Origin of the sequence: Dyadobacter sp. CY356, from assembly GCF_021440195.1 — a bacterium.
GTDB lineage: Bacteria > Bacteroidota > Bacteroidia > Cytophagales > Spirosomataceae > Dyadobacter.
Genome location: NZ_JAJTSZ010000002.1, coordinates 980107 through 996325, shown reverse-complemented (window position 1 = coordinate 996325; position 16219 = coordinate 980107). Strand labels below are relative to the sequence as shown.

The 16219-nt window shown below is 42.3% G+C and carries 9 protein-coding genes; all 9 read left to right on the top strand.

What is annotated here, in order from left to right:
* The first annotated feature begins 96 nt into the window (after positions 1-96).
* The 9 genes from LXL81_RS10515 (at position 97) to LXL81_RS10475 (ending at position 16182) form a co-directional block, all read left to right on the top strand.
* Entirely contained in the window at positions 97-417 is a 321-nt protein-coding gene (locus LXL81_RS10515) for an anti-sigma factor antagonist (RefSeq protein ID WP_234646738.1), read from the top strand.
* Positions 418-428: 11 nt separating this feature from the next.
* On the top strand, positions 429-848 hold the full coding sequence (locus LXL81_RS10510; protein WP_234646737.1) for an ATP-binding protein: 420 nt from the start codon (positions 429-431) through the stop codon (positions 846-848).
* 115 nt (positions 849-963) lie between these two features.
* The gene (locus LXL81_RS10505) at positions 964-4140 is read left to right on the top strand and encodes a hypothetical protein (RefSeq protein WP_234646736.1); all 3177 of its coding nucleotides are present in this window, start codon (positions 964-966) and stop codon (positions 4138-4140) included.
* A gap of 11 nt (positions 4141-4151) precedes the next feature.
* A complete protein-coding gene (locus LXL81_RS10500; RefSeq protein WP_234646735.1) occupies positions 4152-6776 on the top strand; it encodes a TonB-dependent siderophore receptor in 2625 nt (874 codons plus the stop codon).
* Between the two features lie 16 nt (positions 6777-6792).
* A complete protein-coding gene (locus LXL81_RS10495) occupies positions 6793-7389 on the top strand; it encodes a GNAT family N-acetyltransferase (protein WP_234646734.1) in 597 nt (198 codons plus the stop codon).
* Complete coding sequence (locus LXL81_RS10490; protein WP_234646733.1) at positions 7389-10235, top strand: HEAT repeat domain-containing protein; 2847 nt, start codon at positions 7389-7391, stop codon at positions 10233-10235. Before LXL81_RS10495 ends, LXL81_RS10490 begins: the two co-directional genes overlap by 1 nt.
* Positions 10236-10271: 36 nt before the next feature.
* The gene (locus LXL81_RS10485; protein ID WP_234646732.1) at positions 10272-14027 is read left to right on the top strand and encodes a sensor histidine kinase; all 3756 of its coding nucleotides are present in this window, start codon (positions 10272-10274) and stop codon (positions 14025-14027) included.
* A gap of 39 nt (positions 14028-14066) precedes the next feature.
* Positions 14067-14954, top strand: coding sequence for a sensor histidine kinase (locus LXL81_RS10480; protein WP_234646731.1), 888 nt, complete (start codon positions 14067-14069; stop codon positions 14952-14954).
* A 43-nt stretch (positions 14955-14997) separates the two neighbouring features.
* On the top strand, positions 14998-16182 hold the full coding sequence (locus LXL81_RS10475; protein ID WP_234646730.1) for a PP2C family protein-serine/threonine phosphatase: 1185 nt from the start codon (positions 14998-15000) through the stop codon (positions 16180-16182).
* Positions 16183-16219 lie beyond the last annotated feature (37 nt).

The following is a 16219-nucleotide window of genomic DNA, read 5'->3' as shown; positions in this document are numbered from 1 at the left end:
TTAGGCATTACGATTAGTCTCGACTATCATCAAGCTAATCGCCAACAGCTAGTCGCTAAAAACTTTTTGACATAACTAATAAAACTAAAAATACTCATGGCTTTTAAAATAGATTCTGTTGTAGATGAACCGGTAGCAGTATTAACACTGGTAGGAGAGCTTGACTCTCTGTCGGCAAGAGTTTTCCAGACGGAAATTGAAAAACTTTCAACCAAAACGATTTCAGTATTGGTGCTGAACATGGAAAAGCTGGACTTTATGTCGTCGGCTGGCCTTCGTGTGCTTATTTTTTCAAAACAAAAAATAGGTGTTGGTCTTAATATCATTATCGTAAAGCCACAGGAATTGATTGTTGACACGCTTGAAAAAACAGGCCTTCACCACAGCGTAACTATTGTCGATCAATATCCAGAATAGATCCTATGGGCATGGAAACCAGAAGTTTTCCGGGTAATGTAGATTCGCTGGATCCTTTGCGGGAACACATAGGAGCGCTTGCGCAACAGGCGGGATTATCCAAAAAATCTACTTACAATCTTAAAGTGGCTATCGACGAGATCGCCACCAATATCATCTTGTATGGTTATCAAAGTGAGAAGATTGATGGGACTTACCGGTTACTGAGTGAAATCACGGAAAACGAACTGACCGTAATCCTGGAAGACGATGCCAAACCATTTAATCCTCTGGAAAATAAACTTCCGGATGAACTTGATTTATCACTTCCGTTGGAGGAAAGAGAAATCGGAGGGTTGGGTATCTTTCTGACAATCAATGGGGTTGATGATTTTTCATACGATTTCTCGACAGGTAAGAATCGGAACAAATTTGTCATGAAGGTGGCTTAGTACTGTGCTGTATCCATTAATATGCCAGGTCCGACATAAAGCAGTTGAACAAACACAGATATCAGGAGGCAAAGCAGTTTTCACATCTCCTTTATGAATAGACTTTAAATTTAGTATGGTCGATATAACTACACTTTCTAATCCTTTTCCCGGGCTAAGGAGCTACGAGTACGAAGACCATTCCTTATTTTTTGGCAGGGAATCGCATATCCAGGAGTTGAGGAATAAACTCCTGGATGCGCGTTTTCTTGCATTAATCGGGTCGTCCGGAAGTGGTAAATCCTCTTTGATCAAGGCGGGATTGATACCTTCTTTGGAAAATGCCCAACAGGTAAAAGAAGATTGGAAAGTGATCGTGTTCCGTCCGGGTGGAAATCCGGTCAAAAGCCTGATTGCTGCTTTGAAAGTAAATCTCAGAAGAGAAGATCTGAGCTGGGAAAACCGTGATCTGGAAAAGGCCGAAAAATGGCTGCTTTCAGATCCAAAAGCTATTTTCGAATTACTGGAAATATTAAAGGGGAGAAAAATTTTACTGGTTATAGATCAGTTCGAAGAGATATTTCGCTTTGAATTCAGTGATACGCTGAGCCGGGAAAAGCTGCAAAGTCCTGCTTTTATCAATCTTTTACTGACACTGATCAATCAGCGTGAGCTGCCAATTCACGTGGTGATCACGATGCGTTCGGATTATCTGGATCATTGTACGGAATTTAAAGGACTTACCGAAGTCATCAACCGTGGTTATTATCTGCTTCCTAAAATGAATCAGGAAGAGATTAAAGAGGTAATTGTGCGGCCGGTAGAAACATTTGGCGCAACCATTGAGCCGGATCTGGTTAAAACGCTTCTACTAAAACTTGCTGAAAATCCCGACTTTTTGCCGATTCTTCAACATGTGCTGATGCGTATGTGGGACCGGTGGAAACTTACCAAAGCGGCTACAAGTCCTATTTCGCTGGTAGAGTATGATGCTATCGGGAAAATGGAGCAGTCGATCACGCTGCATGCAGAGGAAATATTTACCCGGAGACTGGATGAAAAGAGAAGAATTGCAGCCGCAAAATTATTCAAAACGCTTATTGTTTTGGGGCCAAGTGATACCCCATCGCTTAGGCCGACATCACTTAAAGAAATAGAAAAAATTTCAGGCGTTCCTGATTACCTTTTGATTGATGTAGTACTTGTTTTTCGTGAAAACGGCGTATCATTTTTAACCCCAAGACCGGGCGTTAAAATCGACAGTGATTCTATCATCGACGTTGCAGTTGAAAAAGTACTGACACTTTGGGACCGGTCACGTATCTGGATTGAAGAAGAACTTGAATCCGCCAAATTATATAAACAGCTAAGTTATTCGGCCACGCTTTATCAGGATGGAAGAACCGGACTTTGGGTGAATCCTGAACTTCAGGTAGGTTTGAAATGGCTGAAAGAAAGCGAGCCCACCATTGAATGGGCGCAGCGTTATGACCCTTTTTTCGAAAGGGCCATCAACTTTCTGGATTACAGTAAAAAACAATACGATCAGGAAGTTCAGCATAAGGAAGACCGTCAGCGAAGGGAACTTCGCAAGGCCAGGACTTTTGCAACTGTGCTTGGTGTGAGTTCATTAATTTCTTTGCTTTTTTTGATCGTGGCCATGGTGCTTCGTACTCAGGCTGAGCAAAGTGAAAAAACAGCTTTGGATAAGGAAAGTCTGGCATTGACAGAACGTAAACGTGCTGAGGATCAGACCAAGGAAGCCATAGCGCAGAAAAAAATTGCTGAACAGCAAGGCATTATCGCCGAGCAGCAGAAAATATTAACGGAAGAACAAAAGACAATTGCCGTCCGGGAACAGGAAAAAGCGATTAATGAGAGTGTAGCTGCCAAGGCCGCCAGAAAACTTGCGGAAGAACAAAAAATTCAGGCGGATAACGCCCAGCGCATCGCGGTGCAGTCGCAAAGAGAAACGGAAGTGCAAAAGGAGTTTGCGGTTGGTGCAAAAAATGAATCAGAGCGTCAGAAAGTGAATGCTCAAAAAGCTCAGAAAGATGCAGAAAAGTCAAGAAACGACGCTTTACGGCAACGATCAAAAGCGATTGCAAGATTTATAGCGATCCAGTCCAACCAGATGCCGGCAGCCGATGACCTTGCTGCACTTTTGGCATTGCGTGCCTATGACTTCAACATAAAAAACGGTGGTGAAAAAGAAAATCCTGACGTGTACGCAGCACTTTCAAAAGCAGCAGGAGCCAAAGCTACGCTGCTGGGCCATAATGATGTTGTGCGTGTGATAGCCGAACCGGAAAAATCGAATAATTCAATCTTCGCCAGTGCAGGGGATGATGGCGTTCTGAATTTGTGGAATTACACCGCAGCATCCAACCGGCCGATACCACTTAAAAATCCTAAGCAGACCTTTAAAAGTATCCGTTCCATAATCTTTACGCCGGACAACAAAACCATATTTGTCGGAACATCCAATGGTCAGATCGTGCGTTGGGATAATCTTACAGCCGGTAGTTTGCCAACCAAAACGCTGATTGCTCAGGACGGCATGGTCATTAATCTGTTGATCCGTAATGAGGACGGAAAACCAAGACTGATTTCAACAAGTTCAATCGGGCAGATCAGACTTTGGGATATTGCGGATAAAAAGCTGGAAGTGCTTAAAAATGTAAATCTGGGTGTGGATCTCTCCACCGTTGAAGCAAGCCCGGATGGGAAATACCTTTTTTATGCAACCGGAAAGGAACAGATTATTCGTATCGAAACAGCTGATATTACCAAGAAACCAATTAGTTATGATTTCAGCCGGGTGAGAGGGCGCATTTCCACCATGGCTTTCAGTCCGGACGGTTCTCAGTTATTTCTGGGCAGTTCGACCGGCGCTTTATACTCGGCAAAGATGAAATCCGGCGAACCCGTTCTATCCACATTAACTGGTTTTCAGGGAAGCCATACCTCAGGAATTACAGGAATTGCCGTGAATCCGGATGGCAGCCGGGTGGCAACTTCCAGTTTCGATTCAAAAATTAAAATATGGAATCTTGAAGAGGATTTGTCCAAGCAGCAACCTGTGGTATTGAACGATTTTAATTCCTGGGTATTAAATCTGCGGTTTACCCACGATGGTAAAAAATTAATCGCTTCCGGTGCGGATAAAACGGTACGTATCTGGGACATTAATTCGGCGTCATTATTCAATGAAGTATCCAAAAAAGTAGCGAGGGATTTAACCGAAGAAGAATGGGATAAATATATAGGGAAAGACATTCCCTACGAGAAATTATCACGCAGCGTAAGATGAAAAACTTTACTATGAAAAACAGACTGGTCTTTTGTGTTTCCCTGATTCTGCTGATTTCTTCGGCAAAAGTTTGGGCACAAAATGATTGTGACGCTTCGGTCATTATCCCGGAAGCAGATCGGAAATATAGAAATGGAAATTTTGATGAGGTTTTTGATATACTGATGCCTTGTCTTAAAAACAGATTTTCGGCAAACGCGCAGGTTCAGGGTTATAAGATCATGGCCATGAGTTATCTCGCGCTGGATTCCCTTCCGCAGGCTGCGGCGGCTGTGAGAAATCTTTTGATTGCCAATCAAAATTACGAACCGGAATTCTCGGCCACACCACAATTTAAGGAGTTGGTAACCCAGCAAAAAGATTTGCAGGAAAGGATCATTCAGATTACTTCTGTTTCTAAAAAAGCGGAAAATTTGTTGCAGGTGCCGGCTACGGTTACAGTCATTACAAAAGAGGATATCACCAAAAGAGGATACCGGGATCTTACCCAGATGCTGAACGACCTTCCCGGATTTGACGTGATTCGCGGCAACGGGCCTTCTTATGTAACTTTTTATCAAAGAGGATACAGATCAACTTCAAATGACCGGTCCATTTTGCTGGTTGATGGCGTTGAGGAAAATGATTTGAATTCGGATAACATTCCTATTTCCCGCCAGTATGCCTTATCAGATATTGAACGGGTTGAAATTATTTATGGTCCCGCTTCCACCATGTACGGAGCCAACGCCTTCATGGGCGTTATCAATGTGATTACCAAAAAGTATCTCGATAAGGGTTTGCCGGAAGGAAAAAGAGTTGCAGTATCGGGAACCGGCCAGGTTCGCTATGGTTCACTTAATACAAAAATTTTGGACGGCGTAGTTTCTATCCGCTCAAAAGATATTGCGGTTTCCGTTACGTCACGCTATTTTTCTTCCAATGAAATGGATCTTTCCAAATATCCGGAATGGAATTATGATCCGCGTACCGCTGCGGATTATACCACCCAGCAGAACGTCAACGGCGCAACACTTGCGCAGCAATATATCACCAATAACAAGCTGACGACCTTATTCCCTAACAGCAATTTATACGAAGTGAAGTACGATGCTGGCGGAGCGGTAAATGGATTAAGTCTTACTGACGCAGGAAAAGCAAAGGCGGCAGAGCTGGACAACGGAACCTTGTTCGGAGCGAATGTGAATGGAAAAACGGTGAAATTCAGCGACGCTTCCAAAAACTTTTTCATACGGGCAAAAGTTGAATTTAAGGATTTTACGATTTCTTTCATCAACTGGAAAACGGATGAAGGTGCAACACCCTGGTATACCAATAAATCGCGGATAGTAACAGATGATTTGTCGCGCTGGGTGGCTAATAATAAAGCATTTTCGCTGACCTATAATAAATTTATCAATGACAAAGTCCAGATTCTTAACCTGACTTCATACCGGCTTCATGAATTGAAAGGTGCCACCAATCTGCCAACATACAGAGGGTATTATAATGGCAGTTACGGGATCGTCGATTTGCTCAATCAGAGAAAACCAACTTATTCCGTCCCATACTGGTACCGGGTTTCCAACCAGTTAAGAAATGAGTTCCGCGTGCTTTGGACTCCATTTGCAAAACTGGATATCAACAGCGGACTGGAAGTTCGGAATAGTATCATCCAGGCCAACTACATCACTTCACTCACACCAGATCCTTCCCAAACAGGCCGGCCGGATTCTACACTTGCAGGTGGAGATAATTTCCGGGTTTTTGATATCGGCGTTTTTAGTCAGGCCACATACAACTGGACGGATAACCTGAAAATGGTGCTTGCGTCGAGGCTTGATTATAACCAGATCCGCACGAGTGGTGGTTATGGGGCTGTTTTCAATCCAAGGGTCAGTTTAATTTATTCCAAAGGAAAATTCGTATTCAAAGGAATTTATGCAGAAGCGTTTAAAGATGCTTCCTATCTGCAAAAATTCGCAACGACCAGGGAGCGGCTTTTGAATAATCCAACCTTGCAGCCTGAGCGTGTGAAAAATATTGAAGGCAGTGTTTATGTGAAACTGACCAAAAATCTGTCGTGGATCGCGACGGCATATCTGGCCAATTATAGCAACGCCGTAGGCCTGGCCGCCGCCGTGACACCCGCCGGTGTTAATACCACCCAGTTTCAGGCGCTCGGAAAGCAGCGTATCATGGGCATCCAGTCGGAGGCGAAATATGATGTAAAGAAATTGCATTTATGGGGGAACTTCACTTTTACAAATCCAAGAGATCTAAGCAAAATTGAAGGTCAGAAAGTACGGGTGAGTGATATTGCCAGTTTTACTACCAATATCGGCGGTGTTTGGGAAGCATACAAAAACCTGGATATCAGTGTTACCAACAACTATGTCAGTAAGAGGAAATCCGGGGCGGGTACCTCAGGAAGCAGCAACCCGATCACAAGTTTTGACGCGATCTATTTATTGAACTCAGCCATTACCTATAAGAATTTTTATAAGGGAATGAGTTTGCAGCTTCAGGTATCCAATCTTTTGAACTCGGAATATTTTGTGCCCGGTATCCGGGCGGCAGAGGGCGTTACCTCTGCTTCGCGGTATCCTCAGGAAAGAAGAACCATTTCATTCGGACTACTTATTGACACGAATTAGTAACAGTGACCAACCTATGAATCTTTCAGTAAGCACTCCTTTTATCATGAATAATAAACCACAACGTCGCATTTTCGATGACGAGGAATTCCGGTTGTCGAAAATTTCATACCCCGATAAAATTGACGAAATGGGCGCGTTGAGAGTTCATGCATGGAAACATGAACAGGGAATTAGCCAACAGTTTTTCTCAAACAGCACATGGATCGATGAATTTGATGAAAATGCACACCACTGGATCATTACTGTTAAAGGACATATCGTTGCCTCGGCCCGGATGAGTTTTCATGAGTCCTATGCGTCGATACCGCATTCAGAACTTTTTGATGAAAAGGAGCTGGGGATTTACAATCATGGTCCGTTTGCATCTATCAACCGGCTGGTCGTTGATCCTGACTATCGGGGAAAAGGATTTTCTTCTGTTTTGGATGAAGCCAGGGTTGACTTTGCAAGACAACAGGGAATTAAAGTGATCATTGCGCAGCCGATTGAATCCAGAATCAGATCATTGGAAGAACTTGGTTTTTTATTGATCGGCAAAATAAAACCTCTATATCAAATGCCGGAAAGACAACTTTATTTTATGGTAAACGACTTATCTCTGAATAAATAATGTGGAAAAATAGGTCTGTTTTAAATTTATTAAAAATCAAACAGGGAGAAGAAAACCTCGTGTTCCTGCTGATTGGCTACTCCTTTTTTATGGGAGGAGCCACGGCGGTATTCTACACGATCGTCGTCTCTTCCTTTTTAATAAATTTCGAAAGCAGCTTCCTTCCATATGCCTACATCGCCGGCGGTATTCTGGTTTATCTGGTTGGTATGTTTATCGGTAAACTGCAAAAGATGATCACCTCAGAAAAGCTGGGTGAAGGGATGCTGATATCGCTGATTTCATCCATTGTTATCCTTTTAGTGCTGTATCAGATTACCGGAAATAAATGGGTTTTTTTTGCTCTGTTCATCTGGAACCGCTTTTTTGTTCTTGTTAATGGTGTCACATTCTGGGCGATTGTCGGGAAACTTTTCAATTTTCAACAATCCAAAAGATTATCCGGACTGATCAATACTGGTGAGGTGATTGCTTCTGTTGTGGCTTATTTGTCGATGCCACTGTTGATCAAATTTTTGAATATGAATTTTCTGCTGATTTTTGTCGTCGTATTATTGATGGCATGCAGTTATTTAATTCATACCATCCACCGCAATTATTTATCACACGACTTAAACAAAGTAAAGCAAACCAGCGAAATAAAGGAACATACCAAACCGGTTGAAAAACTTGATAAAGGTTATTACAAAGTCATTTTTATTCTCGCCGTGCTTCCGGTTTTCGGATTGTTTTATGTTGAATATATTTTCTTTACCGAATCCCGGGTTATTTTTCCCAACAAAGAATCACTTGCCAGTTTTCTCGCAGTCTTTTTCGGGATATGTTCAATTGTCGAGTTCTTTATAAAATCGTTTTTCTATAACCGTCTGCTGGCCAAATATGGTATGCGCATCGGTATAATCATTTTACCGGTCAGTCTGGCATTCAGCTTTTTACTGGCTGTTGTATATGGTCTGAGCAGCGGGCCTTCGGCTATCTTTTTTGCTTGTATTGTGTTAGCGCGCTTCTTCCTGAGCGCAGTACGAAAAGCCATCAGCGATCCCGTTTACCAGATTTTATACCAACCCATACCGGCAGCTTTCCGTCTTAAAATTCAGGGGAGGATTGAAGGCCGGGCCAAATCTGTAGGCGGACTTCTTGCGGGTGTAATACTTCTGATATTGCATAGACTTTCTATTGTGGATGACGTCGCACTTTCTATTGTTTTTCTGGCTGTGACCATGTACTGGATATTCACTTCCGTCAGAGGGCAGGGGGCATATAAACAGATTGTGCGGGATAAAGTGTTCATCATTCCGGAAAAACCGGTTTACAAGGTTGCCGAGCCGCAAATAGCTGAGGAACATCCGGCTGATTACGAAGAGGTTCTTGAACTTACTTCCTCGTCCAACGGATCGGATCGTTACAGGGCCGCCTACAATCTGGGTCGTTCAAACCGTTTCATGTCTTATAAATACCTGATTCCGCTTTTACAGGATAAGGATCCGCATGTCCGGGAAGTTGCCATCGTTGCTTCCGGTGAACTGAAACGGGAAGAGTTATGGCCTTATTTGTTCGAACAACTTGATCAGGACAGGTTTTACACAATGGCTTCGCAGGCCCTGGTCAAATCAGGTACGCCGTTGTTGAAACAGATCGAAAGGTCTTTTGCCAGCCGTTCAGAGGGGAAATTATTTCAAATCAAACTGCTTGAAATAGTAAAAGGAATAGGTGGCTCAGAGGGTATAAGATTCTTGCGTAAAAATATTGCTAATCCTAACCGTTATATCAAAGAAAAAGTAACGAGCTCGCTGCGTGATCTGGGATACAAAGCAACCGTGCTGGAACAGACCTATTTTTTGCAGGAATTTGATGATTATGTGGCCAGTTATGTCTGGGTTCTGGCGGCTCAGGCAGATCTTTTCAATGACTATGAGGAGGACAGTCAGTTAATGATTGTTTTGGAAAAAGAAAAAGAACTGATCATGCTAAAGGCTTTTACAGTGCTTGAAGTGCTTTATGGCTCCAAATTTAATGTAATCGTTTTGCTTGATGGCGATCAGCAGGAAGATGTGCGGGATTACCTGATTGAAATTGCCGATCTGATGCTTCCTGAGGATGTCAAAAATAAATTACTGCCTTTTCTGGAAAGCACTACGCTGCATGAAATGCTGAACCGTTACCAGGAAATATTCCCTCAAAACCAGCTGACAGTTGAGGAACGGTTAAAAGATATTGTCAACAAAGATTACACGCGCATATCCAGATGGACAAAATCTATCGCTATGCTCGAACTGAAACACTATTCATCGGAAAGCGTCACGCCATTGCTGGTATCCAACGCGCTATCATCTTCAAAAGTGGTTTCCGAAACGGCTTTTTACATTTTGCGTATTGTCAATCCGAAACGTTTTTCTGCTTTATTCAAAATAATACATCAGAAAAAGGATGATTTTCACAAAGCGATTATGGAGCCTCTGGACTGGCTTTCCAGTGAGGAAGATTTGTTGATCAGCAAACTTCGACGGCTTCGTGGTATGGAGCAGCTTGGAGTACTTTCAAACGAAAATCTGCAAAGGATTTTGCTTCACTCGACTTACTTCAATGTGGAAATGGATGACGTTACTGACCTCAGGAAATTTACAAATGACAGAGAAGTTTCTCTGATTGTGACTTACGGAAAACTCGTTTTTTCAGGGCAGAATCATGTAGTGAGCGGTGATATCTGGGATATTACGGAACATAGAAAACGGGGAATTGTGATGATCCCCAACGCAATGGCAGATTCAGAATTTTATATTGTCGAAACCTATATTCTGAGAGATTTGTCCGTTGAGATGCAAAGAAAAACGGCCGTTGTTGCCTGATGAAATTTGTGACTTTTGATATTATATTTTACTAAAATGAAAGTAACAAAACTGGTATTATTGATTGTGATTTTGTGCAGGGTAAGCTTTTTTAGCTTGTCTGTTAAAGCGCAATCCAGCTTTTCCCGGGAAAGTGAAATGGGGCATCCTTTGTCCAAGGTGTACGTACCAGCTGACTATAATGCGCATGGACAGAATTTTTCGATCACACAGGACAAATCCGGAATCATTTACCTGGCAAATTTTGCCGGCGTTTTGGAATATGACGGCGTAAACTGGAAAACGATCCTTACTGAAAATATCAGCCGGGTGTCTTCCTTACTGACTGATAAAACGGGTCGGGTGTTGGTAGGTGCAAACGGAGAATTTGGTTATCTGGGATATGATTCTTTGGGCGTACACAAATTTATCAGTTTGTCCAGGCACATGAAGCAAAAAATCGGACCGGTTACCCAGATACTGGAAATGCCGGATGGGATTTACTTCATTTCCTCAGATGCCTGGTTTATTTGGGACGGTAAGAAGGTAAGAATCCAGAAAAATTCTTTCCAGACCTCCACCGCCTTCGGTTTAAATGGTCGCATTTTGGTTTACAGCCGTAATAATGGTCTGCTTTCTGTGCGAGGTAAATCGGTCACTACTGTTGAAAAATCACCGGACGTACCTGTGTTGCTGGATGTAGTATCTCTGGTGCCATTGAATAATGATGCAGCGTTGGTGGTCACAACGAATCAGGGTATTTTCAAACTTGTCAATAACCGGCTGTACGTCCTGAGCGGAGATGCAAATGAACAGCTGATAGCCAACAAAGCAACCTACGCAATAAGGTTAGTAGATAACAGCATTGTAGTTAGTATGCTGACCGGCGGCCTGTTGGTGATTTCCGAGCAGGGGAATTTGTTATATCCGTTGTTGCCTGGCGGAGGTATTCAGGATAGTCAGGTTAGCTTTCTTTTCAATGACCGGGACGGATATCTTTGGTTGGCGTTGAATGATGGTATCGGAAAAATGAATATTCCTTCACCCATTTCCCGTTTCGACAGCAGCAATGGATTAAAAGGGGAGGTAACTTCCATCTGTCGTTTTGATGGCAAACTCTATGTCGGAACATTGTATGGATTATATTATATCGACAACAATTATGTAAAGAAAATCGACAGCTTCCAGGGAAGTGTTTTAGCCTTTGAAAAATTTGGCAATGCGCTGATGATTGCCACAAATCGCGGTGTTGTATTGTGGCAACCCGGTTCGGGAATCCAAAATCTGACTAACGAATTTGCTCTTTCGGTAGCCATATCAAAAACCTATCCCAACAAGGCATTTGTAGGTTTGCAAAATGGTCTGGAAGAATTGACCAGATCAGCTTCGGGCTGGACTGTTACAAAAGTTAAAGGGGTTGATGAGCAGATCGTCGGGATCAGGGAAAACGCAAATCAGGTTTGGCTTGAAACTTTGTCTAACGGCCTCATGAAGTGGGATCGTCAGACCGGCCAAGTGAAACGTTATACAGAGCGGGAAGGCTTGAAAAGTCCGCTTTATAATAAAGTGTCGGGCTACAATGGGAAAATCATTGTTTCCAACAAAGACGGGATTTTTGTTTATAAACCGGAAAAAGATCAATTTGGACCATTCAATATTCTGAACGATAAACAGGACGTTGCCAATTCCTGGTACGATCAGTTGATTGAAGATGATAACCAGAATATCTGGGCTACGCGGGGCGATAAAAGAGAAATTGCTTTCTTTAAAAAGAAGGCAGGTGTTAACCTTTCTTTCACCAAAATCCAGCAACCATTCAAGCCGGTTTCCGGAATTTCGTTCCAGGTGATGTATCCTGATAAGGATCAGGTTGTTTGGGCCGGAGGTGATCAGGGCCTGTATCGTATGGATATGAAGGTAACCCGAAATTACTTTCATAAATATCCGACTTTGATCCGGGAGTTATCATCCACAAATGGAAAATTAATTTCCGGCGGGCTTGTTTTCTCAGATTCATCAAAGGGTGGAAAACGGACGGAAGTGCTGGTGAATTTTGCCCAGAACAACATAGCGATCGAATATGCCTTGCCAAGTTACAACGTCAATCAGGAAATAGAATACCAGTTTTATCTTGAAAATTTTGATAAGAACTGGTCAGATTGGAGTTCGCTTACACATAAGGAATACAGTGGTTTACAGCCAGGTAAATATAATTTCAGGGTAAGGGGAAGAGACATCTACGGCAATATTTCTCAGGAGGCGGTTGTGCCCATCACCGTCAGCACGCCCTGGTTTATGACCTGGTGGATGATTGCTATCTATGCCGGAGTCTTCTCTTTATTGATTTATTATACCGTCCGCTGGCGACTTCAGGCGGTTATCCGTGAAAAACGTGGACTTGAAACCTTGATCCGTGAGCGGACTGAGGAGGTTGTCAACCAAAAAGAAGAACTCGAAAAGCAGTCAGAAGAGCTCTCTTCAACAAATGATCAACTGGAAAGAATTGATGATTTTGTAAAATCGATCAACGGCGAGGTTAATACGGGGAAACTGTTTCAGCTGGTACTGGAACGTCTGTGCCTGTTTCAAAATGTGGATAGTGCATCGGCTTTGGTGCATAGTAAATCGTCTGATTCTTACCAGTTTATCGCGATGGCCGGCACAGTTGATCTGGATAGCGTGAGTGATGTAAAACTTTCCTACGCGCAGGCGGCGCAGCGATATATTGACAATGGCAAGGAGGTTTTTGAGGATATTTTCCTTAAAAATAATTTCACGTACGAAAACCTGAATAGTTCCATTGATGATATTTATGCCCCTAAGTCCCTGATCACTATTTTGATACGGGTTGAAGGGGCTGTAAAAAGTTTTATCACGCTGGAAAACATGGACCACGAAAATGCTTTTGGCGACCGGGATTTCCATATGGTAAAAAACCTGAAAGAACATTTGATCGGTGCCTATATCAAAACGAGTATTCTTGAAAACCTTGAAAATACGCTCACGAATCTGAAATCAACGCAGCAGGAATTGATCAGGCAGGAGAAACTTGCGTCAGTCGGGCAGTTGACAAAGGGGATTGTCGACCGGATATTAAATCCATTAAACTATATCAACAATTTCTCCCAGTCATCGAAATCCTTATTACAGGAAATTGAAGAAGTCACTGAAAAATATCAGGATGGATTTACCGAAGACGATCAGGATGATCTTGGAAGCGGCGTAGTAATGCTTAAAAAAAATCTCGAAAAAATTTACGAACACGGAGCGAGTACAACCCGTATCGTAAAGGATATGCAGAAACTTCTGAAAGGGAAATCTACCGAATTCCTGATTACCGAGCTCAACCCATTTCTTGAAACAAAAGCTAAAACAGCCCTTGCCGAAGTGCTGGCCGACTACAAAGGCTGCGAACTGCATATTGATTTTGATCTTTATAAAATGCAGGTAAAAGTTAGTCTTTTGCCGTACGAGTTCACGGAGGTTTTGCAGAATCTTATCAGTAATGCCTGTTATGCGGTTATTGAAAAAAGTAAAACCGTTAAAGATTACGTTCCGCAGGTATCTATCAAGACTAACAAAACCAGGGAGGGGATTTGTATACAGTTTCGGGACAATGGAAAAGGAATTCCGCAAAAAGAAATCGAGCAGATTTTCAGCCCCTTTTTTACTACCAAACCCACCTCAAAGGGGACTGGTTTAGGCCTTTACATGAGCAAGGACATTGTCCAGTACCACAAAGGAGAAATGTCAATAAATTCGGAGGTCGGCGAATTTACAATAGTAGAAATTCTATTGCCGGTCATCATCTAATACATTCATCGAACCTACTTACACTTAACAATACCTATTATGGAGCAGCAACAAGATAACCATGCAGATTCTCCGCCTACGGAAACAAGTCTCCATACCGGGATTGAAGAATTGAACAAAGAAATTGAAGCATATCAACAAAAAATATCAGAATTGAGTAAGCTGGCTGATATTGGCCAACTGAGTGCTGGCATACTCCATGAGATAAAGAACCCGGTTAGTTTTGTGAATAATTTTTCAAGGTTATCGCAGGGACTGGTGGAGGAACTGGAAGAACTTTTAGACAAACCTGCTGAGGAAGTTAGTGAAGATGACAAGGCCGATCAAAAGGATTTGCTGGAAGCACTTTCGAAAAATCTTGTAAAAATTAATGAAAACGGAAAAAGGATCGAGCGTATCATTCAAGGTATGCTGTTGCAGACACGGACAGACGGCGCATATCTGGAACCAACCGATCTGAATCAGCTGCTGGAAGAATTCAGCAAACTGGCCTATCAGGGTGCCCGCTCAGAAGACAAAGAATTTAACGTGACTTTGAAATATGATCTGGATCCTTTGATTAAAGAAGTGAAACTATCGCGGGGTGATTTTGGTCGGGTGATACTGAATCTGGTTAATAACGCCTGTTATGCGGTGAATGAGCGGGCTAAAAGACAAATTGAGAAGTATGATCCGTTCATCAAAATCACAACGAAAAAACGTAATGACAAAATAGAGGTCCGGTTTGAGGATAATGGAATTGGTATCCCGGCTGATATTGTATCAAAATTATTTCAACCTTTTTTCACAACAAAACCACATGGAAAAGGCACAGGTCTCGGACTTTCGCTGACTTACAGCACCATCGTGGAAACACATCAGGGCACTATTGAAGTTGCTTCTGAATTAAATGAGAGAACGGAATTTCTAATTGTAATTCCGGCATAATAAACCCTGATTTTTTAAATACTCATAAAAAAACTTCACAATAATGGCAATCCGAATATTAAGTGTAGACGACGAGCAGGATATGGAAATGCTGATTCTTCAGCTTTTCAGAAAACAGATCAGAGATAAAAAATATGAATTTGTTTTCGCAAATAATGGTATAGAAGCACTCGAAAAGTTGGAGGAAGTGGGTGACGTTTCGTTGATATTGTCCGATATCAATATGCCCGGAATGGACGGTCTGACCTTTCTGGCCAAGATTAATGAAAAACAAAATCCTTTGTTGAAATCAATCATGGTTTCGGCTTACGGCGATATGGACAACATCCGCACCGCAATGAACCGCGGCGCTTTTGACTTTGTAACCAAACCGGTCAATTTTGAAGATCTTGAAATTACGATAAGCAAAACGGTGGAGCATATCGAAATGCTGACAAGTCTCGAAAAGGGAAGAGAACAGCTGATTGCAATACAAAACGATCTGAGCGTGGCAAAGGAAATTCAGCTTTCGATGCTTCCAAAAACGGTTCCGGCAAATATCGGAAAAGCAGGCATCGATCTTCATGCATTTTTACAGCCCGCCAAAGTGGTAGGAGGGGACTTGTATGATTATTTCATGATGGACGAAGACCGGTTATTTTTTATGATCGGAGATGTTTCAGATAAGGGGATTCCTGCCGCACTTTTCATGGCCATCACCAAAGCTATTTTTAAAAGCCAGTTTTCTAACAGAAATGGTGATAGTCTGGTGCAGAAGGTGAAGATTGTTAATGAGTTTTTGTGTGAGGATAATTCCATGTTTATGTTTGTCACTGCGTTTATTTGTATATTAAATACAAAAACAGGAGTGGTGGAATATGTTGATGCTGGTCATGAACCACCAATTATCCAGCGCGCTGACGGCACGACCGAACTGGTTAAAAAGCAGGAAGGTATGGCTTTGTGTTTTGATCCGGAATATGAGTATGAATCAAGATTTCTGACGCTGAATGCAGGGGATAAATTTGTACTTTATACGGATGGTGTTACGGATGCAAACAATCTGAGCGGCGTACGTTACGGACTTCATCATTTGCAGGATTTCTTTACAACAGGTGAGGGCTCAACGCAAAAATCCGCCAAGGATATGAACGAAGTTACACTTTCAAGTCTGGTGGAATTCATTGGCCCTGCGACCCAGTTTGATGACATTACGATGTTGTCGCTGAGAGTAATGAATGGGGAATAAAAAGAATTCTATTTTTTTATTAAAAATCACGAAGTTT

Bases quoted from the DNA above. Each gene is read 5' to 3' on its own strand.
- LXL81_RS10515 (WP_234646738.1), top strand. From the start codon at position 97: ATGGCTTTTAAAATAGATTCTGTTGTAGATGAACCGGTAGCAGTATTA.
- LXL81_RS10510 (WP_234646737.1), top strand. From the start codon at position 429: ATGGAAACCAGAAGTTTTCCGGGTAATGTAGATTCGCTGGATCCTTTG.
- LXL81_RS10505 (WP_234646736.1), top strand. From the start codon at position 964: ATGGTCGATATAACTACACTTTCTAATCCTTTTCCCGGGCTAAGGAGC.
- LXL81_RS10500 (WP_234646735.1), top strand. From the start codon at position 4,152: ATGAAAAACAGACTGGTCTTTTGTGTTTCCCTGATTCTGCTGATTTCT.
- LXL81_RS10495 (WP_234646734.1), top strand. From the start codon at position 6,793: ATGAATCTTTCAGTAAGCACTCCTTTTATCATGAATAATAAACCACAA.
- LXL81_RS10490 (WP_234646733.1), top strand. From the start codon at position 7,389: ATGTGGAAAAATAGGTCTGTTTTAAATTTATTAAAAATCAAACAGGGA.
- LXL81_RS10485 (WP_234646732.1), top strand. From the start codon at position 10,272: ATGAAAGTAACAAAACTGGTATTATTGATTGTGATTTTGTGCAGGGTA.
- LXL81_RS10480 (WP_234646731.1), top strand. From the start codon at position 14,067: ATGGAGCAGCAACAAGATAACCATGCAGATTCTCCGCCTACGGAAACA.
- LXL81_RS10475 (WP_234646730.1), top strand. From the start codon at position 14,998: ATGGCAATCCGAATATTAAGTGTAGACGACGAGCAGGATATGGAAATG.